This is a genomic window from Shewanella sp. 10B (assembly GCF_023475885.1).
In the GTDB taxonomy this organism is placed as follows: domain Bacteria; phylum Pseudomonadota; class Gammaproteobacteria; order Enterobacterales; family Shewanellaceae; genus Shewanella; species Shewanella mangrovisoli.
Genome location: NZ_JAMDJO010000001.1, coordinates 115040 through 139242, shown reverse-complemented (window position 1 = coordinate 139242; position 24203 = coordinate 115040). Strand labels below are relative to the sequence as shown.

Annotated in this window: 21 protein-coding genes; 14 read left to right on the top strand and 7 right to left on the bottom strand. The window is 48.5% G+C overall.

The genetic code is table 11. The annotated features are described in order from the left end of the window. Window positions 1-7 precede the first annotated feature (7 nt). The 5 genes from M0415_RS00585 (at window position 8) to M0415_RS00565 (ending at window position 3097) form a co-directional block, all read left to right on the top strand. Window positions 8-997 (top strand): cobalamin biosynthesis protein CobD/CbiB, encoded by a 990-nt coding sequence (locus tag M0415_RS00585; protein WP_249555999.1) that lies wholly within the window; start codon window positions 8-10, stop codon window positions 995-997. Window positions 998-1052: 55 nt separating this feature from the next. Further along, complete coding sequence (locus tag M0415_RS00580; RefSeq protein ID WP_011623626.1) at window positions 1053-1430, top strand: DUF2721 domain-containing protein; 378 nt, start codon at window positions 1053-1055, stop codon at window positions 1428-1430. Next, a complete protein-coding gene (locus M0415_RS00575; protein WP_011717898.1) occupies window positions 1427-2053 on the top strand; it encodes a trimeric intracellular cation channel family protein in 627 nt (208 codons plus the stop codon). The genes M0415_RS00580 and M0415_RS00575 overlap by 4 nt, the downstream gene beginning before the upstream one ends. 1 nt (window position 2054) lies before the next feature. Further along, complete coding sequence (locus M0415_RS00570; protein ID WP_011717899.1) at window positions 2055-2546, top strand: nuclear transport factor 2 family protein; 492 nt, start codon at window positions 2055-2057, stop codon at window positions 2544-2546. Window positions 2547-2668: 122 nt separating this feature from the next. Then, window positions 2669-3097: a hypothetical protein gene (locus M0415_RS00565; RefSeq protein WP_011717900.1), complete on the top strand. Its 429-nt coding sequence runs from the start codon at window positions 2669-2671 to the stop codon at window positions 3095-3097. Between the two features lie 120 nt (window positions 3098-3217). On the opposite strand, the gene tyrS is transcribed toward M0415_RS00565, so the two are convergent. Next, window positions 3218-4414, bottom strand: coding sequence for a tyrosine--tRNA ligase (gene tyrS / locus M0415_RS00560; RefSeq protein ID WP_011626902.1), 1197 nt, complete (start codon window positions 4412-4414; stop codon window positions 3218-3220). A gap of 127 nt (window positions 4415-4541) precedes the next feature. Here tyrS and M0415_RS00555 point away from each other — a divergent pair, with 127 nt between their 5' ends. Both M0415_RS00555 and M0415_RS00550 read left to right on the top strand, forming a co-directional pair. Next, window positions 4542-5942: a peptidoglycan DD-metalloendopeptidase family protein gene (locus M0415_RS00555; RefSeq protein WP_249556000.1), complete on the top strand. Its 1401-nt coding sequence runs from the start codon at window positions 4542-4544 to the stop codon at window positions 5940-5942. A gap of 20 nt (window positions 5943-5962) precedes the next feature. Beyond that, window positions 5963-7072: an anhydro-N-acetylmuramic acid kinase gene (locus M0415_RS00550; protein ID WP_249556001.1), complete on the top strand. Its 1110-nt coding sequence runs from the start codon at window positions 5963-5965 to the stop codon at window positions 7070-7072. Between the two features lie 9 nt (window positions 7073-7081). Here M0415_RS00550 and M0415_RS00545 read toward each other — a convergent pair whose 3' ends face one another. Together M0415_RS00545 and M0415_RS00540 are read right to left on the bottom strand one after the other, a co-directional pair. Beyond that, complete coding sequence (locus tag M0415_RS00545; RefSeq protein WP_249560439.1) at window positions 7082-7909, bottom strand: TolB family protein; 828 nt, start codon at window positions 7907-7909, stop codon at window positions 7082-7084. 33 nt (window positions 7910-7942) lie between these two features. Next, a complete protein-coding gene (locus M0415_RS00540) occupies window positions 7943-9232 on the bottom strand; it encodes a winged helix-turn-helix domain-containing protein (RefSeq protein ID WP_249556003.1) in 1290 nt (429 codons plus the stop codon). Between the two features lie 309 nt (window positions 9233-9541). On the opposite strand from M0415_RS00540, the gene M0415_RS00535 reads away from it, so the two are divergent. Next, window positions 9542-11950 (top strand): S9 family peptidase, encoded by a 2409-nt coding sequence (locus tag M0415_RS00535; protein WP_249556004.1) that lies wholly within the window; start codon window positions 9542-9544, stop codon window positions 11948-11950. A 496-nt stretch (window positions 11951-12446) separates the two neighbouring features. On the opposite strand, the gene M0415_RS00530 is transcribed toward M0415_RS00535, so the two are convergent. After that, window positions 12447-15470: a TonB-dependent receptor domain-containing protein gene (locus M0415_RS00530; protein WP_249556005.1), complete on the bottom strand. Its 3024-nt coding sequence runs from the start codon at window positions 15468-15470 to the stop codon at window positions 12447-12449. A 686-nt stretch (window positions 15471-16156) separates the two neighbouring features. On the opposite strand from M0415_RS00530, the gene aqpZ reads away from it, so the two are divergent. The 3 genes from aqpZ to M0415_RS00515 all read left to right on the top strand — a co-directional run bounded on the left by aqpZ (window position 16157) and on the right by M0415_RS00515 (window position 17862). Beyond that, complete coding sequence (gene aqpZ / locus M0415_RS00525) at window positions 16157-16852, top strand: aquaporin Z (RefSeq protein ID WP_249556006.1); 696 nt, start codon at window positions 16157-16159, stop codon at window positions 16850-16852. Window positions 16853-17006: 154 nt separating this feature from the next. Continuing rightward, on the top strand, window positions 17007-17387 hold the full coding sequence (locus M0415_RS00520; protein ID WP_011717908.1) for a DUF2750 domain-containing protein: 381 nt from the start codon (window positions 17007-17009) through the stop codon (window positions 17385-17387). A gap of 19 nt (window positions 17388-17406) precedes the next feature. Beyond that, entirely contained in the window at window positions 17407-17862 is a 456-nt protein-coding gene (locus M0415_RS00515; protein ID WP_086903120.1) for a hypothetical protein, read from the top strand. Window positions 17863-17988: 126 nt separating this feature from the next. Here the strand turns inward: M0415_RS00515 and erpA are convergent, their stop codons facing one another. Continuing rightward, window positions 17989-18339, bottom strand: a complete 351-nt coding sequence (erpA, locus tag M0415_RS00510) for an iron-sulfur cluster insertion protein ErpA (protein WP_011623639.1) — start codon at window positions 18337-18339, stop codon at window positions 17989-17991. Further along, window positions 18332-19138 carry a DUF6776 family protein gene (locus M0415_RS00505; RefSeq protein WP_011717910.1) on the bottom strand — a complete coding sequence of 269 codons (807 nt, stop codon included), beginning with the start codon at window positions 19136-19138 and terminating at the stop codon, window positions 18332-18334. The genes erpA and M0415_RS00505 overlap by 8 nt, the downstream gene beginning before the upstream one ends. 74 nt (window positions 19139-19212) lie before the next feature. Between M0415_RS00505 and M0415_RS00500 the strand changes: the two genes are divergently transcribed. From M0415_RS00500 to hemL, 3 genes are all read left to right on the top strand, one after another. Continuing rightward, the gene (locus tag M0415_RS00500) at window positions 19213-20937 is read left to right on the top strand and encodes a chloride channel protein (protein ID WP_011626912.1); all 1725 of its coding nucleotides are present in this window, start codon (window positions 19213-19215) and stop codon (window positions 20935-20937) included. Between the two features lie 191 nt (window positions 20938-21128). Next, on the top strand, window positions 21129-22148 hold the full coding sequence (locus M0415_RS00495; protein ID WP_011717911.1) for an aspartate carbamoyltransferase: 1020 nt from the start codon (window positions 21129-21131) through the stop codon (window positions 22146-22148). 26 nt (window positions 22149-22174) lie between these two features. After that, the gene (hemL, locus tag M0415_RS00490) at window positions 22175-23467 is read left to right on the top strand and encodes a glutamate-1-semialdehyde 2,1-aminomutase (RefSeq protein ID WP_011717912.1); all 1293 of its coding nucleotides are present in this window, start codon (window positions 22175-22177) and stop codon (window positions 23465-23467) included. Window positions 23468-23553: 86 nt separating this feature from the next. On the opposite strand, the gene M0415_RS00485 is transcribed toward hemL, so the two are convergent. Beyond that, window positions 23554-23751: a hypothetical protein gene (locus tag M0415_RS00485; RefSeq protein WP_011717913.1), complete on the bottom strand. Its 198-nt coding sequence runs from the start codon at window positions 23749-23751 to the stop codon at window positions 23554-23556. Window positions 23752-24203 lie beyond the last annotated feature (452 nt).

Sequence of the window (24203 nt, the reverse complement as noted above, 5' to 3'; positions counted from 1 at the left end):
GTACCTGATGCACAGTTCTTTTTATCAACAACTTGTCGAAATTGATGGCGCTTTGTTTGAGGGCTTCTTGGTACTTTTCTTTGCTTTATTGCTGGCGCGTTTAGCGCCATTACCAAGGGAAATGCAGCCACTGATTTGGTTTAGTCACTTAGCCAAACAGCTCGCCGCTAAAGTCAATCGCCCCGAGCGCGCCCCCAGTCAACAGGCAACCGCCGGCTTTTTAGCCATGTTGCTGCTGGTGTTCCCCTTTTGGGCGATTATCACTTTCTTACTCGAGCTCGCCGCCTTCCCTTGGTTCTTCGAATTTTTAGTTCTGTATCTGTGTTTAACGGATGCAGGCTTTAGCCAAGTCGCCGACGAAATTGCTAAAGCATTGAAGCGCGAGGACAATGCCAGCGCAAAAAAGCTATTACAGCCGTGGATTGTCCGTGATACGGATAATCTATCGGAAGTCGGCTTAACCAAGGCCACGATAGAAAAGCTCGCTACCGCGCCGATTTATGGCACGGCATCGACTATCTTCTTCTTTGCGATCGCAGGCGCCCCTATGGTGCTGGCGGTGAGAATGATTAAACAGCTCGAACTCAGTTGGCCGCCCATTCAACCTAAGTACCAGCACTTTTGCAGTTCGGTACACGTTATTTCTACGGCGCTGCTGGCAATCCCCGCTTGGTTATGGAGCCTGTCGATTGCGATTCAGGGCGGCCCCAAGGCCTTAGCATTGCTGTTTCGCACCTCTAAAAATCATCCAGCCCTGCGGGGTTATGTGATGAGCGTGTCCTTAGTGGCAAATATTTTACGCATTGAATTGGGTGGACCACAGAAGTTTTCGGGGCAACGCATTGATGTGGCTAAGATAGTCTATGGCCCGCAGCCGCACCAAGAGATGATAGCCCCCGCGGTAAAACTCGCCTCACGGGCCTGCGCTATCTGGTTTAGTTTTATCACCTTACTTCCGATCATTTGGGCGGGTTTACGCTGGCTACAAACCCTGTGATATGATGCCTTTAATCTTAACATTAGGTTAAAGGCTGACTATCTTGTTCGAAAACATGCATGTTTCATTAACAACTCCCGCCTTGCTATTTCCGGCAATCTCACTGCTATTACTCGCCTATACCAACCGCTTCTTTGCGCTGGCGGCGCTGATCCGTCAGCTCAGTAACGGCGACAAACCCGTGCATAAGGATCAGATTAAAAACTTAAGCCAGCGGATCCGGATTATTCGCCGCATGCAGGAGGCAGGCGTATCCAGCTTTGCCCTGTGCGTACTCTGTATGATTTTTATCTATATCGGTTTTAATAAGACGGGCTCGGTGATCTTCGGTGCCAGCTTGTTACTGCTGCTCTATTCACTGATTTTATCTGTGATAGAAATTCGTATCTCTGTGGACGCGTTGAATATCCACATCAAAGAGATGAGTAAATGAGCCACTGGATTTACTTCTTCGATTTATGTGGTACGGCGGTATTTGCCCTTTCTGGCGCCTTAGCCGCAGGGCGTCACCGTATGGACCCCTTTGGCGTTATCGTACTGGCCTCGGTGACTGCGGTCGGCGGTGGCAGTATTCGCGATGCGCTGATAGGCGCCACGCCGGTGTTTTGGATCCGCGACCCAAACTACATCATTGTGATACTCGCCACAGTCCTAGCTTGTTTGCTGTTAGTGCGCCGTCCCCGCAAGATGCCGCAATATACCTTGCCCGTCGCCGACGCCTTAGGTTTGGCCCTGTTCACTGTGATTGGTGCTGAAAAAGCCCTCAATATGGGACTCAGCGGCATGATTGCCGTCGTGATGGGCTTGATCACGGGCGTAGGAGGAGGCATTATTCGAGACTTACTGTGCAGACAAATCCCTATGGTGTTACGCACAGAAATCTATGCCACGGCGTCGATTGTTGGCGGCATAGGTTATACCGTAAGCCTTGCCTACGGGATGGGCGAAAAAACGGCACTATTTTTAGCCATGACCAGTGCCTTAATCATTCGTCTATGCGCCATCAAATGGCATTTGTCGTTACCCGCCTTTGATCTCAAAACCAAGAGGGAATAGTTTGCGAATATTGTGTCTTTTAGTCTGTCTTATTTGGGTTCCGGCCTTATTTCCTGCGTCTGTACACGCTAACTCAGGGGAAATGCCAGCAGAACAGCAGTTAGCCGTAAAATACATGAACGCGCTAACCGAGCACGACTATCAAACACTCGGCAAATTCTATAACCGTGATACCGTCTTCTTCGATAAAACCGCCAATCGTAAATACACGGGTGGGCGGTTTATTATCGACTTCCTCGAGCGCGCCCACGAGGGTGTGCTCGAATATGATTTTAATATCGAGCATATGTATAACGCCGGCTCCCTCGTGGTGATGATTGGTAACTATCACTTTAAGGGACCCGGCGAGCAATTTGGCAAACCCGGAAAAATTATTGATGTCGCCATTCCTGGGGTCACCAGTCTTAAGCTCGATATGCGTAATCACAGGGTCACAGAGCATGTGGATCTGATTGATTACCAGACCATGTCAGACCAATTAGCGATGCAGTAGTCACAAAATTTAGCTTTTGTTGAAACTTGAGCCCTCAAAACGAGTCGAAACCTGCAATGAGTCAATACGACTGAGGTGCGGCATCCTTTGCCCACGGGTCGTTTCGTTTCAATGAGGTTTGTATGAAGTTGTTTGGACTGATTGCCCTACTCGCCCTGAATGGCCTAATGCTCGCGCCCCATGCACAGGCGCAGCAGCCCATTATTGTGTCCTACGCGGTGCAACCCGTAAGCCATTTCAACCAGCAACTGCGGGCCGCCCAGGAACAACATCAAGCCTGGAGCGAAGATCCCACCGCCATCAGCAGCCAATATGCGGGTAAAAAATTTACCCTTGTTCGTACTCAGCCCACCAAAAATGGCGTGTTTACCTATCAAGTGAGTGAGTTATCGCAGCAGCACCCACAAATGCTGTTAATCCTGTCGCTTAAGAAAAGTGCCCAGCGCTGGCAAGTGGATTCCGCCCAGCTGGCTTGGAAGTGTCGCGATGGTCAGCATTTCGGTACCGACAGATGTAATATCGGCGAGCATGAGGCCAGCACAGCACCTTAAACGATTGCCTAGATAAAAGGCAGAAATAAAAAGAGCGCTCTTAGGCGCTCTTTTTTACTTGCTTGGTAAGTACTTATTAACCCTCATAAGCACTCACAAGCGGCACTAACATGGTTCGGCTTAAACCAGAGTCACTTTCGCGAACTTACGCTTACCGACTTGGAATACGGCAACCGTGCCAGCGCTTAAGGTCATACGGCTATCATCAACCTTCTCACCGTCCATCTTCACCGCGCCTTGCTTGATCATACGCATCGCATCGGAAGTCGACCCCACTAAGTCGGCATCTTTAAGTAAGTTAGCAATCGCTAAGCCTTCACCCGCCGCTAATTCAACCTCAGGGATATCATCAGGGATAGCGCCCTTTTGGAAACGGTCGATAAAGGCTTGATGGGCACTCTCGGCCGCCGCTTGGTCGTGGAAGCGCGCGATGATTTCCTTCGCAAGGGCAATCTTGGTATCACGGGGGTTAGCACCGTTGGCGATATCTTGTTTGAACTGTTCAATCTCGGCCAAAGGACGGAATGACAGCAACTCAAAGTAACGCCACATTAATTCGTCAGAAATCGACATGATCTTGCCAAACATTTCATTGGCGGGCTCACTCACACCAATGTAGTTATGCGCCGATTTAGACATTTTCTTCACGCCGTCTAAACCTTCAAGCAGTGGCATCATAATCACGGCTTGTGGCTTTTGGCCTTCGGCTTTTTGTAACTCACGGCCCATCAACAGGTTGAACTTCTGGTCGGTTCCGCCTAATTCAACGTCGGCCTTCAGGGCTACTGAGTCATAACCCTGTAAAAGTGGGTACATAAATTCGTGGATAGCGATCGACTGACCCGAAGCATAACGCTTCTTAAAGTCATCACGTTCCATCATACGGGCAACGGTTTGCTGCGAGGCTAAACGGATCATCCCCGCCGCGCCTAATGGCTCTAACCAGCTCGAGTTGAACTCGATACGGGTTTTTGCAGGATCCAGAATTTTATAGACCTGCTCTTTGTAGGTCTCGGCGTTGGCTAATACTTGCTCACGGGTGAGTGGTGGACGCGTGCTGTTTTTACCACTTGGATCACCCACCATACCGGTAAAGTCACCAATTAAGAAAATGACTTCATGACCTAACTCTTGGAATAATCTTAATTTATTTAAAATTACTGTGTGTCCAAGATGGATATCCGGTGCGGTAGGATCAGCGCCTAACTTGATACGAAGTGGACGTCCTTCTTTGAGTTTTTCCAGCAGATCCGATTCGAGTAGGATCTCATCGGTACCACGTCTAATTTCTGCTAATACTTGGTCTAAATCAGCCATCTCGGCGGGGACTCCTAAGGCCATGATCATAAAATGAGGAGACTTATGTTACTTGTTAGCCACCACAATTGAAAGTGTGTACACTAACGGGATTATTCAAGCCTTAGGTAATCGGTATCGGCGTCACATGGGAAAGGTTATAACGTTATTTAAATTGTTGCCTAAAAAGCATCAAATTCTCCTCAGCATTCTTTCTGTTATCACTACGATAACCCTGCTCTTTCCCTCTGAAGAAGCGCAAGCTTCAAGACAAACTCAAGGTGTCGCAGACCAAGCTCAAGTCAATACCCGTTACGATGTCCCCTTAGCCTTTCGCTCACCAGAGCGTCCTGAAGGGGTTGAGGGCCAACCGCAAGATGCATCCACCAACGCCACGCCGTTATCTTCGGCCGAGGCATTAGCCGCAGGCAATGTGCCCGCCAGCGAAACCTTAGAGAGCGCCCACCATAGGGACGTTGAACATTTTAATGTGAAAAATGGCGATACCTTAGCCGCGGTATTTGAGCGCGCGGGGCTCACCAGCAAAGATGTGTATGAAATTACCCAGTTGCCGCTCGCCAAACAGAATCTATTAAAAATCATCCCCGGCGAAGAAATTGTGATTTCGAAGGATGCCAAGGGCGATTTAACCGAAGTGCGCTACCGTGTCGATGCGGTATCGACCTTAGTGATCACTAAGGATCAGGATAAGTATTCCGAGAAAATCTCTGAAAAAGACATTGAAATCCGCACCCAATTCACCAGTGCGAAAATCAAGAGTAACTTCTGGAATGCCGCCGTCGATGCGGGTTTAAACGCGAACCAAATTATGCAACTCTCGACCGTGTTTGGTTGGGATATCGACTTTGCCTTGGATTTACGTGAAGGCGACAGCTTCGCGATTATCTATGAGCAGGAGTATGCTGAAGGCGAGTTTTTACGTAACGGCAATATCCTCGCCGCCGAGTTTATCAACCAAGATGAGCGTTACACAGCGATTCGCTATACCGACGGCAACTATTACTCCGAAAACGGCACTAGCATGCGTAAGGCCTTCCTGCGCTCACCGGTTGACTTTAAATACGTCAGCTCAAACTTCAACCCCAAACGCCTACATCCAGTTACGGGGCAAGTTAAGGCTCACCGCGGCGTTGATTATGTTGCCGCCATCGGCACCCCCATTAAGGCGGCGGGAAATGGCCGAGTTGTCGAATCCGGCTACAATCAATTTAACGGTAACTATGTGTTCATTAAGCACAACGATACCTACACGACTAAGTATTTGCATTTGACCAAACGCAACGTCAGTAAAGGGGCCAGCGTTAAGCAGGGGCAAATTATCGGCACCTTAGGTAAGACAGGACGCGTCACTGGCGCTCACCTACACTATGAATTTATCGTCAATGGCGTACACCGTAATCCAAGAACGGTAGATTTACCTAAGGCCGAATCGATTGCCCGTAAAGAAAAGCCACAATTCGATGCGCTCAGCAAACAGTTGATGGCCAGCATTTCACTGAACAAGCAAACCCAATTGGCGATGCAATAACGACGGACGGATCCCCTCAAATGAACAAGGCTTATTATATTGGACTGATGTCTGGCACCAGCATGGACGGCGTCGATGCGGTGTTAGTCGACTTTGCGGGTGAGCAACCGCAGCTTATCGCAACGCATACCGAGTCGATCCCCAGCCATTTGCTTAAGGGATTGCAACGTTTATGCCTGCCTGGCAATGATGAAATCAACCGCCTCGGCCGCCTTGACCGCAGTGTCGGTAAATTATTTGCCCTCGCTGTCAATAACTTGCTCTCCAAAGCCCAAATAGCCAAAGAAGATATCATTGCCATTGGTAGTCATGGCCAAACCGTGCGCCACATGCCAAACCTTGAGGTGGGTTTTACCCTGCAAATTGGCGATCCCAACACCATAGCAACCGAGACAGGCATCGATGTGATTGCCGATTTTCGACGTAAAGACATCGCCTTAGGTGGCCAAGGCGCGCCCTTAGTACCCGCCTTCCACCAGCAAACCTTTGCCCAAGTCGGTAAAAAGCGCGTGATCCTCAATATTGGCGGCATTGCCAATATCACCTATCTGACCGGGAACCGTGAAGAGGTCTTAGGCTTCGATACTGGGCCTGGCAATACGCTGATTGATGCCTGGATCCAGCAAGTGAAAAATGAGCCCTATGACAAAGACGGTGAATGGGCCGCCTCGGGCAAAACCGACCCACAGCTACTGGCGCAGTTGCTGTCGCACCCTTATTTCTCCCTCGCCTATCCCAAGAGCACGGGGCGCGAATTATTTAATCAGGCCTGGTTAGAGCAGCAATTATCAGAGTTTAATCAACTGGATGAAGAAGATATTCAATCGACGTTACTCGATTTAACCTGCCACAGCATCGCCCGCGATATCCTTAAACTCGCCCCTGTAGGAGAACTATTTGTCTGCGGTGGCGGCGCCTTTAATAGCGAGTTAATGCAGCGCTTAGCGGCGCTATTACCGGATTATCATATCGATACTACCTCTGCACTAGGCGTCGACCCTAAATGGGCCGAAGGCATCGCCTTTGCGTGGCTCGCAATGCGCCACCATTTAGGTTTACCCGCTAACCTACCTGCGGTGACAGGCGCCTCGCGCGAAGCTGTATTAGGCGGACGCTTTAGCGCTAAGTAAAACTCAAACCTACTTAAGTAGTTTGTGTTTAAGCAGTATGATGTCCCGCTGCGGAAAGCCATCGAGCGTCATCACTAAGCGGTTTGACTCCGGAATATAAGTCATGGAGCCAAACCCGCTTAGGCTCGAGCGGGGCACCCTGAGGAGTGGCGTGACTTGCTGGCTGCTCGCCTCCCAGTAATTTAATCTCTGCTCATTGCCATTACTGGATTTGAAATACACCCCGTCCGCCGTCATTGCCCAATTATTACCAGATCGAAACACTTTGCTGGAAATGAGCTGTGTTACCTCTTCAGGCTGCGCGAGATTAATCAACCAGAGTCCATTCACTCCATAGCGACTAAACACCAACTCGGTTGCCGACTTGGCAAATCCCACCGCCATACTCAGAGGGCTTATCACCTTGGGCGCACTGTTATCTAAATAAAACTCGGTGATACCGTCGCTGGTCGATGCGAATACCGCAGTACCCTGCCAATTCCAGCTGGGGCGACCATGGTTGTGATAACTCGAGGCTAAGGCGGTGATGTTCTTATTGGTTAAATCTAAAATAAAAATGCGATTGCCTTCATTGCGATCATCGGGGGCGATAAAAGCAATTTTAGAACCGTCGGGTGACCAACGCGGATAAGCGACACGCGACTTAAGCTGAGTGTGTTGCTCTAGTTTTTGCCCCTTGATATCCGAGGTCCAAATCTCGTTATAGCCAGTATCGCTAGAGACAAACACGATTCGCCCCGCCTCAGGTGAATAATGGGGATTGCGGTGGCTAATGCCGGAATACAGCAGCGGAAACAAACTGCCCGGCACTTTATCCCCGAGGGAAAAATACGCCATTTGGAATTGCCGGCGATACTGGTGATAAACCAACTAGCCCTCATCGGATACGCTACTGGGATAACTCATACCTTCGACATCGAGTGGCCGAATATGGGCCGTTTCGATATCGATAGTAAAACCGTTGCGACTACCAGAGTCTTCCGTGGCAAACACTAACGCCTGACTGTTGGGCGTCCAGCTCAAGCCGCGAATATCTTCTAGTCCTTGGGTTAAGCGTTTTTCATTGGCATTGGCTAAGTCGCGAATAAAAATATCCTCAGAGATATTACTAAAGCGCCTCGCTATCGCGAGCCATTTACCATCGGGGCTAAAGGCTAAATCTCTATCTTCATAATTACACTGGCTTTCGCAGGATAATCTTTCAGCCGTAGCGTCCGCTTTTGCCAAAGATAAGCGGTAAATACCACCCACTTTATCCGCCTCGTGGGAGGAGATATAAGCAAGATATTGACCATCGGGGGAAATATCTATCGCAGCCATATCCGTGCTACAGGGCGCTAGGGCTAGCATCTCATTGGTCGCTAAAGTCAATTGAGTAATAGTGCACTTTCCCGTCGCGTGGCTGCGAGAGGCAAAAAACAGCTTGGTATCATCTAAGCTCCACACTGCACGCAGCTCAACCGATGTTGAAGGGGTTAACTGTCGGGCGGGAACATCTTCACGTTTAAAATCTTTAAGATACAGACTAGATGTCACCCCAGGACGACTCGCGCCATACACAAGCCAACGCCTATCGTGGGATAACCTTGGATAACGCTCCGAACCCGGATCTCGAGTCAGCACTGTCATTTGGGTATCCGTCATCCGCTGTTTATCTTGATATAAATGCATACCAATAAATAAACTACTGACAACAGCCACGGCCCCCAGCACCATCGCCATTAAACGCAGACGATGATTGGCATATTGCAATTTAGTCTCAGTAGTCTGCCGTAAATCTTCTTCGGTATCGTCGAGTTGATCGTAGATAGGTGGTAACAACAAGCGATAGCCAGCCTTACGCACTGTCTCAATCACGCCACCATCCACGTCTAGAGGTGATAGTTGCTGCCGTAAATGCCAAATGGCATTCGTGAGCGCCTTAGTGCCGACGTAGGCATTGCCTTCCCACACTTGAGTAATCAACTCATCGCGGGTAACTACATTAGGATAACGCAGGGCAAGATAGCTAAGCACTTCAATAAACTTAGGTTGAAGCGACACTTTAGCGGATTCATGTGAGGAGGTTTCATCCCCCTGCGTTTGAAATAAAATTGAGTTATCGGAAGGGTCAATACGACAGCTCCCTAAGCAAAAACCCAACTTACTCTTATCCTTCATTTTTCTCACACCTTCGCTATTCGTCTTTTTATGGTTAGGGTAATGAGTACATCGTGTGGCTAGATACTACCTAAGACTTAACAAAGATGGCAATCCAATGTTTTATACTAACTATATAAAATTCAAAATATTAGCTAATTAAAAATCTAAAATAGAGATTTAAACAATATAGAAACGAGCCGGGATAGATTGCGATACAGCAACAGATTACTTACAACTGATTGACCAATAACAACATAAGAGTCAAAGCCTTACTCCTGCGGTTAACTCATCTCAGCTGGGGTAATTTACTTTGCTAGGAACCCAAGTATGCTTCGCTTAACCTTGACCGGCATCTGGACTATGCTATGCCTAATTTTTATCCCCAACACCTTAGCGCAGGACTACCAGAAACCTTCCCCCGCACTGCAACAAACCATTGCGCATAACGCGGATCTCACGACTCGACTCTCAAACGATCATCAGTGGCTGGCATTACTTAGCCCAATTGCCGCGCCGAGCATTGCCACGCAGGCCCAGCCAGAGCAGAAGTTGGCAGGATTACGTATCGCCGCCGAGCAATATTTACCGAGCCGTATCACCCAGCGCTACCACCAACTTAGGCTGATTAATATTCAGGACAATCAGCAACGGCTGATAAGCTTGCCCGGTGGTCACGATATCACCGAGCTGCAATTTTCCCCCGACAGTCGCTACCTCTCCTATGTCAGCCTAACGCCAGAGGGCGGTTACTTATATGTTTACGACATCGCACAAGACCGCCACAAGCGCCTGTCAGACAACCGATTAAATGGCACGATTAGCCTTGATTATCAATGGGCTAACAATAAAAGTCTGCTCGCTCGCTTTGTCATAGCCTCCAATGCCAACACAAGCATGGCTCAGGCCGTTTACGCACCGAAAACCAAGGAAACCTCGGGCAAACAAAGCCCGCAGCGCACCTATCAAGACTTATTGAAAACCAGCGCTGACAAACAACGCTTTAGCCAACTGACGACCAGTCAACTGGCCCTTGTGGATATGGATAGCAAGCTGACAAATATCGCCGCGCCGGGCATTTTTGAGGATTTTTCGCTGTCGCCAGATGGTCAATATATCTTAACCAGTCAGCTCACCACGCCCTTCTCAACCCAAGTAAAGTATTATGATTTTCCAACCTTAACAGAGATTTATAATCTTGATGGTCAACGCATTACGCAACTGCACCAAAGCCAGAGTGGAGAATCTAAGCCCCAAGGAAGAGACTCAGTTTTACCCGGCCCTCGCATGTTCCATTGGGTTCAAGGGCAAGGCGCAACCTTAGCCTTTACCGAGGCTTTAGATCAGGGCAATAGCCAGCAAGAGGCGCAGCTACGGGATAGTCTATGGCAACTCGATGCCCCCTTTACCCAAAAGGCCAAACTCATCGCCAAAACCCCTTGGCGGATCATCGATATCGACTGGGCGGAAAATAACATCGCCTTAATGAGCCAGCGCAATAGCAAAGCACAGTTACTGCGACTGAGTCGCCTAGACACCCACCTTGGGGAAAGTTCGTTGTATACCTTGAACGAGCGTAATCTGCGCGATAAATATCAAGAACTTGGAAAATTCCCCAGAGAATATACCCAAGGCAAAGGGCTAGTGATCCGCGTGCAACAGGCACAAACCGCTGGGGTTATTCACTACGGCCAAGGGGCATCGCCTCAAGGCGATAAGCCATTTTTAAAACGCACCTCACTCGCTACCGGAGAATCCTCACTGTTATGGCAATCTGCAACCAACCAATTAGAGTCGGTGCGCTATGTGCTCAATCTTGAGCCCTTACAACTGATTATCAACCGTGAAAGTCCGACTGAAGCCCCAAGCCTCGTCTTAATCGATGGCGCCAAAGAACGTGTGCTCTACCAACAGGCCGATGAACTGAGTGCGTATCGGGGGATGCAGAAGCAGCTGATCACCTACAAAAGAGCCGATGGCGTGCCCCTGTCAGGCACCCTCTACTTACCCGCTAATTACACCAAGGAGCAAGGCACCTTACCCGTGTTGATGTGGGCTTATCCGCGGGAATTTAACGATCCCGATGTCGCGGGCCAAATCAGCTTTAGCGCCAACCAATATCCCAGCATCAGCCCAAGGGGCCCGATCCCATTAGTTGCTGAAGGCTTTGCGGTGTTTGATAAAGTCTCTATGCCTATCATCGCTCAAGGGGATAAAGCGCCCAATGACAGCTTTCGCGAACAACTCGTCGCCAACGCGCAGGCGGCTGTCGATACCTTGGTGGATTTAGGCATTGCCGATCGCAAACAAATCGCCGTGGGCGGACACTCCTACGGGGCCTTTATGGTGGCGAACTTGCTCGCCCATACGGATTTATTCTATGCAGGTATTGCCCGTAGCGGTGCTTATAATCGCAGTCTAACGCCTTTTGGCTTTCAAAATGAGGAGCGTTACTACTGGCAAGCCAATGATATTTATCAGCAAATGTCACCATTTAATTATGCTGATAACATCAAATCACCCTTGCTATTAGTTCACGGAGAGATGGATCAAAACTCAGGCACTTTCCCGCTGCAATCGGAGCGACTATTTGATGCCATTCAAGGCCTTGGCGGTAAAGCAAGATTAGTTATCCTACCCTTTGAAGGGCACGGTTATGCGGCTAAGGAATCCCTAGAACACTTGCTCTGGGAACAAAGCCAGTTCTTAAAGGCAAATCTGCCGTCCACGAACCTGTAAAAATCAGCGCTTTGCATTCCACAAGAACACACCCATCAGATGATTGGCGGCACAATAAGCCGCCAATCGCTTAACAAGTTACTGCTATCACTTATCCCTAAACGCTGTGTTTATTCAGTATTTAAGCGAGTATCTCTCTATCTCTCCCCCTCACTTATAAGCCGAAGCTTTACCTCTTTAGCCTTTGTCTCTTTGGCCTTTTTACGATTCCCCGTTAGCCGACTTACTTCAAGTCAGCACTCATTCAAGCTCTGGCTGAAATTCAAGATCTGGCTGAAAGAGTTAACGTTAAGCGCTTCTCTACAGAGGAAGTTTCAAAGGTCTGTGTCAGCCTATCCCATTGAAGGCTTGATGCTTGTGCCGAAACTATTACGACGAACCTATTGCGACAAACCTATTGATGTGAATATCTTGCGGTTATTGGCAATAAAAAACCGCATGCAGGGAGCCACATGCGGTTGAGCAAACTTAAGTGGTTAGTATCAGTGCAACGATATTAGAACTTAAGCTCTGCACCTAGGTAGGCATAGCGACCAACACCACCGCCATAGGCGCTGCTGTAGTTACCGTTACCCGTTTCGACTAAATCACCAGTATCGGCCACCCAAGGACCCTGATTGTCGAAAATATTGCGCACACCGCCGTATAAACGTAATTCAGCCTGACTCACGTCCATAGTGTAAGACACCGACAAATCGTGGGTGATATACGAGCTATAGAATAGGAATGCGGGAGTTTCTGGATTAGCGACCGCACTGGCATCACCCGCATCGAGTTTGGCTTGGTTTTCGGCTTTCAGCACGTTCCACTCTTCAACTCTATCGTGGCTATCGACCATGGCGCTCTTGTACTTAGCGCTCCAACGAACACGCCAATCATCATTGCTCCAGGTTAATGAAATTGCGCCTCTGTCCTCAAAAATCCCGCTGGCAAGCTCACCCACATAGTCATCTTCAACTAAACCATCGGCGCCGTAGTAGCTAGTGCTAAATTCCAACACATGGGTCCAGTTAGTTTTTAAGCTAAGTTCACCGTATCCGTCTAACTGCCACTCGTAGGCCATGGCGATATCAACACCACGGGTAACAATGTCATTCAGGTTCTGTTCCTGTTGGATAACCTGAGTGATTTGCCCTTCAGTATCACGGCTGATGACCTGACAGTACTCGTTATCGGCACCATAGGGATTACTCGAGTTATAACATTCGGCCAGAATATCCTCGTTGCTTAATGAACCAATGGCATCGGTGACTTTAATATCGTAATAATCGACCGCCAAATTAAAGCCTTCGAGGAAGGCTGGCGCCATGGTAAAGCCTAAGGTGTAGGTATCCGCGGTTTCCTCGGTGAGGTTTTCGTTACCAGCGTTCGGCGAATATTTAGAACCGCCCTCATCCTCAAAGACACCGTTAGTCGCAATTGCGGCTGCAATCCCTGGATCTTGGCGGCAACTATCATGCCCAGCCCCAGTTGAGGTTGCTGTTACCCCATCACAAATATCGCGGATACTGTCGTAATCTCCACGGGGTGGAGAGATAAGCTCAGTAATATTCGGCGCACGTTGCGAGCGAGAGTAGTTAGCACGTAGGGCATAGTTGGCAATAGGCTCCCACAGGATCCCCGCGCGATAGCTCGACATTAAGTCGATGTTTTTCTGGCTGTAATCCGCAAGACGCAATGACACGTCTAGGTCGAGCTTATTAGCAAAAGCCTCATCCCTTAACAAAGGAAGATTCGCTTCACCAAAGGCTTCCCATACGGTGACATCCCCTTCGAATGGCGGCACGTCGTTAAAGGTAATCGCATCGCCACGCATCGCTTTATCGGTATCGACGGCTTGAGTATCACGGCGATATTCGACCCCGAATGCTGACTGCACGCCACCCGCGGGTAATTCAAACAATTCACCCGAGATAAATCCTAGGGCATTGAATTGCGTGATATCCGTGTTGATATAGGGATTGGCGCGGATATAGTCCGCCCCTTCCTTGCTGATTGAACCTTCACCAAAGATATTAACGGGAACACAGCCCTCGGCTCTAGCCTCTTCACTGGCACATTGGATAGTCACACCATCGGCGGCGTATTCAGCATCCAAGGCATATTGCAGACGACGAATACTGATTTCATTGCTGCGGCGCTGACGCTGTTCAAACTTACCGTAACCCAGTGAGGCATCCCAGGTCCAAGTTTCAAATAGGTTGCCCTGCAATCCCGCCCAAGTCCGCAAAGTGGTGCGCTCGTTATCGCTCTCAACGGGACCTACTTCTTGGAAGCGGCGATCCCAAGTGATGCTCTTGCCAGCTGTCGCGGCAATTTCGGCTGGCACATAAGGATTGTTTGGTGAAATACTGCCCGCAGCAATAGTGCCAGGGAGACCCGTCACAGGGTCGATATAGAGTTCAGCGTCGTTATAGTCTTGGCCTTCGGCATCGGTACGACGAAACGCATTATTGCGGCTAAACTGCACTTGCACATTCGCGCGCACATCGTCGCTGAGGTCATAATTCATTTTGACCGCAGCGGCCAAGGTATCCTCGGGGACCTTTAATAAACCTGTGGTGTAACCGTTATAACCATCACGCTCTTCTTTAAAGTCGGTTTTAAGCTCTGTGCCATCGTACCACCAAGAGTTTGATTTAAAGCGGCCACCGACGATGTCATTACTGCGCTCGCGCCAGTCGTCTCGGGTAATATCACGCATACACTGGTCGCCATCGACCGTGTTCATGGCATTACACATTTGCTTTGCATCATAGGCAAAACTTGACTCATACAGGGCTCTTTCCCTGTCGGTCGCAAATAACCCATGTTGTTTATCATAAGTCGCACTGGCGAAGATATAACCTTTATCGCCATTAAAATCAGTGCCATAACCTACATCGACTGTAGTTTCACGACCACCACCTTCGGTGGTTTCACCGCCACGGGCGTTAATCTCAAAGCCAGTCTTATTCTGCTGGGTAATAATATTCACCACCCCGGCAATCGCATCTGAACCATAGACAGCCGACGCCCCGCCGGTAATGATTTCGACCTTATCGACCATAGCGGCAGGAATAGTGCTTAAGCTGACATAGTTACCGCTATAACTGTTTGATACTACGCGGCGACCATCGATCAAGGTCAGGGTGCGATCCGTTCCTAAGTCACGTAAATCAATGGTTGAAAGACCCGTATTTTGCACGCTCGATTGGCTATTTGTACTGCTAACGCCTTCCGATAACGCTGGAATTTGATCAACTAAAATGTCCGCCAATGAGCCAATCCCGCTATCGGCGATATCTTTCGCATCTAACCCCTGCAATGGAGTGCTCAGGGAAAAGCTGTCACGTTTAATCCGCGAGCCCGTGACTGTGACTTTTTCGATGCTTTCTTGCTTATCCGCTACCTCGACTTCAACCCGATTAGCGCTCTCATTCACCGCATTCACTTCAATTGGATCGGCAGCCCAAGCTACCGAAGGAGCAATACCAAACATCGAAGCTTGGATTGCCAAGGTCAATAATTTCTTCTTCATCCTTCCCACCTTCACTTTTACAGCGCAAGCCATTCTTGTTGTTATTTGGAGCTGTTACTTCATCCGGCTAACCGTGTTTTCTTATTCATGTTCATCAAGTTCTTTGAATATGAGGTAGCAACACCACAAAAACACAATTAACATTTCAGCAACCAAAACCTTGTACTTGGCCGAGTGAAGAGCGGCAATCATCTGTCCCTCGTTTCTTTCCCCGTTTTATATCTATTAAATATCTATTCATTTATTTTCAATATATTAAAGACAAGCAAAGAGAATAAATCGACTATTGAAAATGCTAAAAATCTTGGTGTAGCAGTTAGCGTTCTACTGCATTTTTACCGAACAACGACAAGATAAGGCGTAACAAAACAGCGGAGACGATGCCTAAAAATGCTTTAAATAGCACCAATGACGGTCGTTCAAAAATGCACAATATAAAAACCCATCTATGCTTGATCACAGTTGTGTCATCTAAACTCGCTAAAGTGATTGTTAACTAAGCAGTAAATACACAACCTCACTCACTGTGAAGGCCAACTCGTGCCTGCACACTTTGGGCGCGCAAACATATCAATTAAGGGAATGGTTATTTATCTAGCTCAACTTAACCAGCAAGATAAACAAAGGTTTATGCAAAGAACGCGATACGTATGTCGGCATAAATCGACTGAATAGGAAATCAATCAATGAATATGTCACAAAAAATGGCGGCAGAATTTTTGGGCACTCTGTGGCTCGTTCTCGGCGGCTGCGGCAGCGCTGTGCTGGCGGCAGCCTTTCCGGAAGTCGGGATAGGCTTACTCGGGGTGGCGTTAGCCTTTGGTTTAACGGTTCTGACCATGGCGTTTGCCATTGGCCATATTTCGGGTTGCCACTTAAACCCAGCGGTATCCTTTGGACTCTGGGCAGGCGGACGTTTTCCCGCCTCCGAACTGCTGCCTTACATCATTGCCCAAGTGGCAGGCGGTATTGTCGGCGCGGGTGTATTGTACGCCATCGCCTCAGGGCAAGAAGGCTTTAGTCTCGCGGCGGGCTTTGCTTCTAACGGCTTTGGCGAACATTCCCCCGGCGGTTACAGCATGATGTCGGTGTTAATCTGCGAAATCGTGATGACTTTGTTCTTCTTATTGGTGATTTTAGGGGCGACCGATGAGCGTGCACCTAAAGGCTTTGCGCCGATTGCGATTGGTCTATGTTTAACCCTTATTCACCTGATCAGCATTCCCGTATCAAACACCTCGGTCAATCCGGCTCGCAGTACTGGCCCTGCGCTTTTTGTTGGCGATTGGGCTGTATCACAACTGCGGATATTCTGGGTCGCTCCTATCGTAGGAGCTATTCTCGCCGGTATGATTTACCGTTATTTCAACGCTGCTGAGTAATTCCCACTAGCAACAGCGCCTTCGCGGCGCTGTTGTGCTTTTTCAAACCCCGCTCTAATGTTACCATCTTGCCAACTGGTGAGTTTTGCTGTGCTGACGCTATACATGAGTAGCACAACAGGTTTCGCCCTATTCACGCATAAGAGATATTTTCATGAGCAAGACTGTTAAAACCTTTGCAGAAGCCGCTGGCATGACTCCAGAAGGTCGTTACGATTACCTCGTTGAACAAGTTAAACAACACAAAGTGTTATGGACGCTACAGGACCAAGATGGTTGCGTCATGCTGACCACAGAAGATGAAGATTGCATCCCAATGTGGCCAACCGAAGAAGCGGCCGAGTCATGGGCAGTCGATGACTGGAGTGACTGCCAAACCTTAGCGATTCCCTATGATGAATGGCATGAAAGATGGGTGCCTGGCATGGAAGAAGACGATCTGTTCGTTGCCGTATTCCCAGTACAGGATGACTTAGGTGTGGTCATTCCACCCTATGAATTAGATCAACGTTTAGTCACTAAACAAAGCCACTAATCCATAAGGGCAAACCACAATGTCGCTGAACGAGCAAGAATCCTCTTTGGCAACACAGGCTACACCGCCCTTGGCAAAAGCCCGTTTACCTAAACGCTTAATTGCCTTACTGCTACTCTATGTCGCAGCATCGGTAAGCGGCTTAATCGCCAAACAAGGGGTACTTTTCTGCCTGTTAACCCTATTGATGGTGCTCGGGATTATCGGTCGCCAAAAGGCTGGGTTGATTATGTTAAGGGGTTACACCTTAGTGCAATTGGCGCTAGTCAGTATGTTACCTGTGATCCTTTATGATCCTGATAACCTAGTCGCAGGGCCAACCACAGTGCACCTTGGCGAGTGGCAAGAAAAGCTACCCGATTACGTAATTTTTATCGTGTTGATTGTCTTATCTTTATTGCAGGTGTGGGTGGCATTCGATAAGAAAGTGAAGGCTTGGTTTAAACCTAAGCTTAATCTGAATATTATGAATTAACTCCAAAGCAACGCGCTTACGCCTTGCTTTGCCAATCCTAGCAATACAGGAAAGACCAACAAAAAAGCCGTCATCTCGACGGCTTTTTTATCTTCTATATCAGTTCACTACATTCGTAGAACAAACTTACACAGAGAAACTTGCGCCACAACCACAAGTCGTTGTCGCATTCGGGTTCTTCACAAAGAAACGCGAACCTTCGAGGCCAGAAGTGTAATCCACTTCACCGCCAACGAGGTATTGTAAGCTCATGGGATCGACGACCAATTGGACGCCTTGCTTCTCAACGGTGAAGTCGCCTTCGTTGACCTTTTCATCAAAGGTAAAGCCGTACTGAAATCCAGAACAACCACCACCCGTCACGTACACACGTAGTTTAAGTGCAGGATTTTGCTCTTCTTCCAACAAGCCCTTTACCTTAGCGGCTGCCGCATCGGTAAATTTGATAGGCATTGCTGCGTCAGCTTGATCAGTCATTACTACCTCTTACATCAGTTTTCTGGGGCAAATTATCCGTTACCTGACTATTTTGTTCAAGTATTACCCGCGGTTCTTTTTCACCCTGTAATAACTCAGGGACACTATAGACATGTTCTGTCTGCGAATTTTTGGTCCAGCGGCTCGAAGGCACCACCACTTTGACTTTGACCTGCACCACATTAAACCCTGCAGGCACTGTAACTTTGGTATCTATGACCTGAAAATAGCGAAAATCAAACTCAAGCTTAGAACCCGTGAGTTTGTTCACACTTAACTCAACGGATTTTCCGTCTTGCACTCCAATGAGGGTGATTTCGGTACGACCTTGAATCGCCTGCTTACGTTTTTGCAGCTGAGTCAAAATCAGTTTGAAATTGTATTCATCCGCCAGGGCGCCCGGCGTCATTTCTAAGCCGTGAATGGCCACCCCTTCGGCATTGTCATCCGGCGACATAATACTGCGATAAAAGGCTAATTCGTGCTCTAGCTCTTTTTGTTTCTTCATCTGCTGCGCAAACATATCTTGCATTTGCGCATTGGCTTCGCGCTCGACAGATAATTCTAAATTGCGGGTCGCGAGCTCCTGGGTTTGCGCCTCAAGTTCGGCGGTGACACGTTGCAGTTTACCGCCGCCAATATGCTTTACGACGGGCTCGTCACTGTTGAGCACAATAAAGCTCACCCACGCCCCTAACAGAAATGCCACTAAGACTAAGGACAATAAATACTTGGTCGATGGACGATACTTTAGATCCATGACTTGCAGCCGATCTAGCCAACGATGATAATTTGGCATTAGGTAACAGCCCCTTATATAAAATACAATCAACTCAAGAACGAGTTCGATACAATACAACTCAGGCCAATGCAGTGCAATTAACGATAAATAAAGCCGCGATTCAAGACGCCATCAGCACAGCTAAAAAGTACTTAACTAACGAGCTGCGTGATCATTTATCCCAAGCCAAGATCAGTGCGCAGTTGTGCTTACTGGCCTTGCTATTCGCCATCTTCGCCTCCTGCGTGATCCTGTTGTTTCGACTCTTGCTCCTGTGGGCGAACCATTACACCCAAATCGAGACGCTGGATTTTACGGGTAACATCGCCGACTGGCGAGCCCTGTTGCCACTTTTTGGCGCCTTGTTGATCTGGATTGTCGCTAAACTCGGCTCCAAACGTTACAAGCGTATGGGGATTGCCTATGTATTACATAGGGTTAAATTGCACTATGGCAAAATTCCGCTGCAATCTGCTGCGGGGCAATTTTTTCAGGCCCTGTTTGCCTTAGGCACCAATTTCTCGGTAGGACGCGAAGGTCCCGCCATTCACCTTGGCGCCGTAAGTGCCAGTGTTTTAGCCGAAAAATTTAATCTTCCCGATAATAGTGTGCGGATAATGTGCGCCAGCGGCATTGCCGCAGGGATTGCCGCCACCTTTAACGCCCCGCTAGCAGCAGTAATATTTGTACTCGAAGTGATAGTGCGCGAGTACAAGGTACACTACTTCTTCCCCATAATGCTGTCCGCCATTTGTGGTGCGGTTTCCAGCCAGCTGGTTTTTGGTAATGTGCACGAGTTTGACCGTATTCAGGTTATCCATATTCCATTGGATCATTATCCGATTTTAGCCTTGGGCGGCATTGCACTGGGCTGCGCGGCAGCCTTCTTCAACTACGCACTCCTTAAAGTCACCGCCACTGGGCAAAACTGGCCACTGATTTATCGGCTATTACTTGCGGGCAGTATCACTACGCTGATTGGCTTAATCTTGCCACAAGCCCTCGGCACTGGGGATTTGGCTATCAGTGAAGCCATTAGCGAGCATCCCAGTTTATTGTTGTTAATTGCCCTACTTGCAGCCAAGATTATCGCCACCATAGCGGCAATCGGACTTGGGATCCCTGGTGGTTTGATTGGTCCACTCTATGGTATCGGCGCCTTAATAGGTGCCATCTTAGCTTTAGTCAGCGCCATTCTATTCCCTTCGATTGCGCCTTACGTCGGCCTCTATACGGTTATCGGCATGACAGCGATGATGGGCGTTTGCCTCAGTGCGCCGCTCGCCGCCCTAGTGGCGCTGCTGGAGATGACCAACGATGCCAGTATCATTCTGCCGGCAATGTTTGTGACCATTCCCGCCTTCTTGATTGCCTATCAAGGGTTTAAAACCAACTCTATTTTCTTCAAGCAGTTAGAGATTATGGGCTTAGGCTATAAAGTCGCCCCGGTGAATCTGGCGCTACAGAAAAAAGGCGTGCGCGCCCTGATGGATAAACGATTTGTTATCGTCAACAACAACGACGAGCTGCTGCTCGAAGTGTTAAAGCGCGCCGAAGGTCGCCCAGTGCTAGTGCGTAACGCCGATGGGGTGATCGAAATGCTCAGCCTTGAGATGCAATCCTACGATGACAACATCACCCTCTCACGCCATCCTATGCAGGGGCTGAGTGACACTAAAACCCTCGATGAGGTGTATAACTTGTTGTCGCCCAAACGCAGTGGTGAGGTATTTATCTACCAAGACACCCCAGACAATGTGGTGGGAGTGGTCAGTTGGTCGAACCTACAGCAGGAAATTCGCTCCGGCCAAGTCTAAGTTCTGCAAAGATGGGCTTAGATTCACAAAATCCTGTATTAGCTGCCTAAAAAATCCATGGGAGGGCGCGGCGACTATTTCGCTGCCCCAGTGCATCTGTTACAATCGCGCCTCAGCCACCCTACATATACACCAGGGCACAAAGCGCGACATTGCACTTTAACGCCCCCTAGCAATTGGAAAACAGGCTGATGAACCAGTTCGAAGGATCTCATATCCTCTCCGTAAACCAGTTAGATCTTGATTCAATCCAAACTATTTTTAATGTTGCCCATCGTATGATGCCCTATGCACTTCGTGAGAAGCGCACTAAGGTGCTCGAAGGCGCCATTTTAGGTAACCTGTTTTTCGAGCCTAGTACCCGTACCCGCGTGAGTTTTGGCTGTGCCTTTAACTTACTCGGCGGCCATGTGCGTGAAACCACAGGCATGGCCTCTTCGTCCTTATCTAAGGGCGAGTCACTGTACGATACCGCACGTGTACTCTCGACCTATTCCGATGTGATTGCGATGCGCCACCCCGACTCTTATTCGGTGAAAGAGTTTGCTGAAGGTAGCCGCGTTCCAGTAATCAACGGTGGTGATGGTTCGAACGAGCACCCGACCCAAGCCCTGCTCGATTTGTTCACCATTCAAAAAGAGTTAGGCCATGCTGGCCGCGGTATCGATGGCATGCATATCGCTATGGTCGGCGACTTAAAATTTGGTCGTACCGTTCATTCCCTGTCGCGCCTGTTGTGCATGTATAAGAACATCAGCTTCACACTGATTTCGCCAACTGAATTAGCAATGCCTGACTATGTGATCTCCGACATTGAAAATGCTGGCCATAGCATCAAAATAACAGACCAGCTTGAAGGCCACTTAGATAAAGCCGACATTCTTTATCTGACCCGCATTCAAGAAGAGCGCTTCCCATCCCAGGAAGAAGCGAACAAATACCGCGGTAAATTCCGTTTGAATCGCAGTATTTATACCCAACATTGCAAATCTAACACTGTGATCATGCACCCGCTGCCACGGGATTCGCGTGCGCAAGCTAATGAGTTAGATAATGATTTGAACAGCCATCCTAATCTCGCTATCTTCAGACAGGCGGACAATGGACTGCTAATTCGTATGGCACTGTTTGCATTGACACTCGGGGTTGACTCGCAACTCGAAAAATATGAGTGTCCCGTTAATTGGTATTCACGTAAAGCCGATCGCTAATCGGCTACTTACTTTAAGGACTTAACATGACCCGTTCCGAAGCGCTATTTGAACAGGCTAAAAAAACCATCCCCGGCGGTGTTAACTCTCCGGTTCGTGCATTTAACGGTGTAGGTGGTTCGCCGCTGTTTATTGAAAAAGCTGATGGCGCTTATATTTACGATGCCGATGGCAAAGCTTATATCGACTATGTTGGCTCTTGGGGCCCGATGATTTTAGGCCACAACCATCCGAAGATCCGTGAAGCCGTATTAGCTGCGGTGCACAATGGTCTGTCTTTTGGTGCACCAACCGAGCTTGAAGTGCAAATGGCAGAGAAAGTCATCGCCATGGTACCTTCTATCGAACAAGTACGTATGGTGAGTTCAGGCACTGAAGCCACCATGAGTGCAATTCGTTTAGCGCGCGGTTTTACCAATCGTGACAAGATCTTAAAGTTTGAGGGCTGCTACCATGGTCACGCTGACTGCCTACTAGTTAAAGCAGGTTCTGGTGCTTTGACCTTAGGCCAACCAAGCTCTCCAGGTATCCCTGAAGATTTCGCCAAGCACACTTTAACCGCTGTGTATAACGATCTCGATTCAGTTCGTAGCCTGTTCGAGCAATATCCGACTGAAATCTCTTGTATCATCATCGAGCCAGTGGCTGGCAACATGAACTGTATCCCACCTATCCCAGGCTTCCTCGAAGGTCTGCGTGCTATGTGTGATGAGTTTGGTGCGCTGCTCATCATCGACGAAGTGATGACAGGTTTCCGAGTATCAAGAAGCGGCGCTCAAGGCCACTATGGCGTTACTCCTGACTTAACCACACTGGGTAAAGTCATCGGCGGCGGCATGCCTGTGGGTGCATTTGGCGGTCGTAAAGAAGTGATGCAGTTTATCGCTCCAACGGGTCCTGTGTACCAAGCGGGTACCCTGTCTGGTAACCCCATTGCGATGTCAGCGGGTCTAGCGCAAATGGAAGCCCTGTGTGAAGAAGGTCTGTACGAAGCGCTAAGCGCGAAAACCAAGCGTATCGCCGAAGGCTTTAAAGCTGCGGCCGACAAACACGGTATTCCAATGGCCATCAACTATGTCGGTGGCATGTTCGGCTTCTTCTTTACCGAGCAAGAGCAGATCACGCGCTTCGACCAAGTGACTAAGTGCAATATCGAACACTTCCGCACTTTCTATCACGGTATGTTAGATGAAGGGGTTTACTTAGCACCGAGCGCCTATGAAGCAGGCTTCCTGTCGATGGCCCATGGCGAAGAAGAACTGCGCCTCACGCTAGAAGCGGCGGACCGTGTATTAGGTCGTATGAAAGCGGCAATGTAAGCGATAGCTTAAAACACTAAGGGACGCAGTAGCGTCCCTTTTTATTGCTTGGCGTTTGAACAGGCTATTGCGCGAGCCTTGACCCATCAATAGCTATCGGATCGTTTCGAGCCTAAAGCCGATTTAAATACCACCGCCGCGACTAAGACCTGTAAAGTCAAAGTGATATGGTCAACCATCAGGCTAGGATTATGTAATATTCCTAATGCTATCAGCTGCTTGCCACTATATGTTAACCACACTAATGAGCCTAATAACATCAGACTGCGGAGCACAAATGTCATTTTGCGTTATCCTTAAGATACAACATCCAGTGTCTTAACTACTAAAGTGGCACAAGATACAGCTCACTTTCTATCCAGTCAATATTTTGACTTGGTCATTTTTGTGACACAGCTAAAGAATCCCGCACTCAGCACCGTAAACAGCACAAAATCCGATCCTTCAGCTGTGTGACTGCATTTTCGTGCAATATTTCCTTCATAAAGAAAAATTAATTGCGGGATCGGCAAAATAACTGCTTAGACTTTAATCGTAGATCTTACTTTACAGTCCTTTGGCAATCTCAACTAAACAAGATAAAAAACTACACATTAAAAACCAAACAGTGTTTAACACTAAAAACCAATCATTTTCACTGAGACCAATATCACAAAATGACACAAAACCGAGTTACAGCTAACAGTTGCGTTATTCACCCCATTATGTTCTGATCCGCACGCATTAACACGGCAAG

Bases quoted from the DNA above. Each gene is read 5' to 3' on its own strand.
- M0415_RS00520 (WP_011717908.1), top strand. From the start codon at position 17,007: ATGAGCAAGACTGTTAAAACCTTTGCAGAAGCCGCTGGCATGACTCCA.
- M0415_RS00565 (WP_011717900.1), top strand. From the start codon at position 2,669: ATGAAGTTGTTTGGACTGATTGCCCTACTCGCCCTGAATGGCCTAATG.
- tyrS (WP_011626902.1), bottom strand. From the start codon at position 4,414: ATGGCTGATTTAGACCAAGTATTAGCAGAAATTAGACGTGGTACCGAT.
- M0415_RS00550 (WP_249556001.1), top strand. From the start codon at position 5,963: ATGAACAAGGCTTATTATATTGGACTGATGTCTGGCACCAGCATGGAC.
- M0415_RS00575 (WP_011717898.1), top strand. From the start codon at position 1,427: ATGAGCCACTGGATTTACTTCTTCGATTTATGTGGTACGGCGGTATTT.
- M0415_RS00485 (WP_011717913.1), bottom strand. From the start codon at position 23,751: ATGACATTTGTGCTCCGCAGTCTGATGTTATTAGGCTCATTAGTGTGG.
- M0415_RS00535 (WP_249556004.1), top strand. From the start codon at position 9,542: ATGCTTCGCTTAACCTTGACCGGCATCTGGACTATGCTATGCCTAATT.
- M0415_RS00530 (WP_249556005.1), bottom strand. From the start codon at position 15,470: ATGAAGAAGAAATTATTGACCTTGGCAATCCAAGCTTCGATGTTTGGT.
- M0415_RS00515 (WP_086903120.1), top strand. From the start codon at position 17,407: ATGTCGCTGAACGAGCAAGAATCCTCTTTGGCAACACAGGCTACACCG.
- M0415_RS00585 (WP_249555999.1), top strand. From the start codon at position 8: ATGCACAGTTCTTTTTATCAACAACTTGTCGAAATTGATGGCGCTTTG.
- aqpZ (WP_249556006.1), top strand. From the start codon at position 16,157: ATGAATATGTCACAAAAAATGGCGGCAGAATTTTTGGGCACTCTGTGG.
- erpA (WP_011623639.1), bottom strand. From the start codon at position 18,339: ATGACTGATCAAGCTGACGCAGCAATGCCTATCAAATTTACCGATGCG.
- M0415_RS00545 (WP_249560439.1), bottom strand. From the start codon at position 7,909: ATGGCGTATTTTTCCCTCGGGGATAAAGTGCCGGGCAGTTTGTTTCCG.
- M0415_RS00540 (WP_249556003.1), bottom strand. From the start codon at position 9,232: ATGAAGGATAAGAGTAAGTTGGGTTTTTGCTTAGGGAGCTGTCGTATT.
- M0415_RS00555 (WP_249556000.1), top strand. From the start codon at position 4,542: ATGGGAAAGGTTATAACGTTATTTAAATTGTTGCCTAAAAAGCATCAA.
- M0415_RS00495 (WP_011717911.1), top strand. From the start codon at position 21,129: ATGAACCAGTTCGAAGGATCTCATATCCTCTCCGTAAACCAGTTAGAT.
- hemL (WP_011717912.1), top strand. From the start codon at position 22,175: ATGACCCGTTCCGAAGCGCTATTTGAACAGGCTAAAAAAACCATCCCC.
- M0415_RS00505 (WP_011717910.1), bottom strand. From the start codon at position 19,138: ATGCCAAATTATCATCGTTGGCTAGATCGGCTGCAAGTCATGGATCTA.
- M0415_RS00580 (WP_011623626.1), top strand. From the start codon at position 1,053: ATGCATGTTTCATTAACAACTCCCGCCTTGCTATTTCCGGCAATCTCA.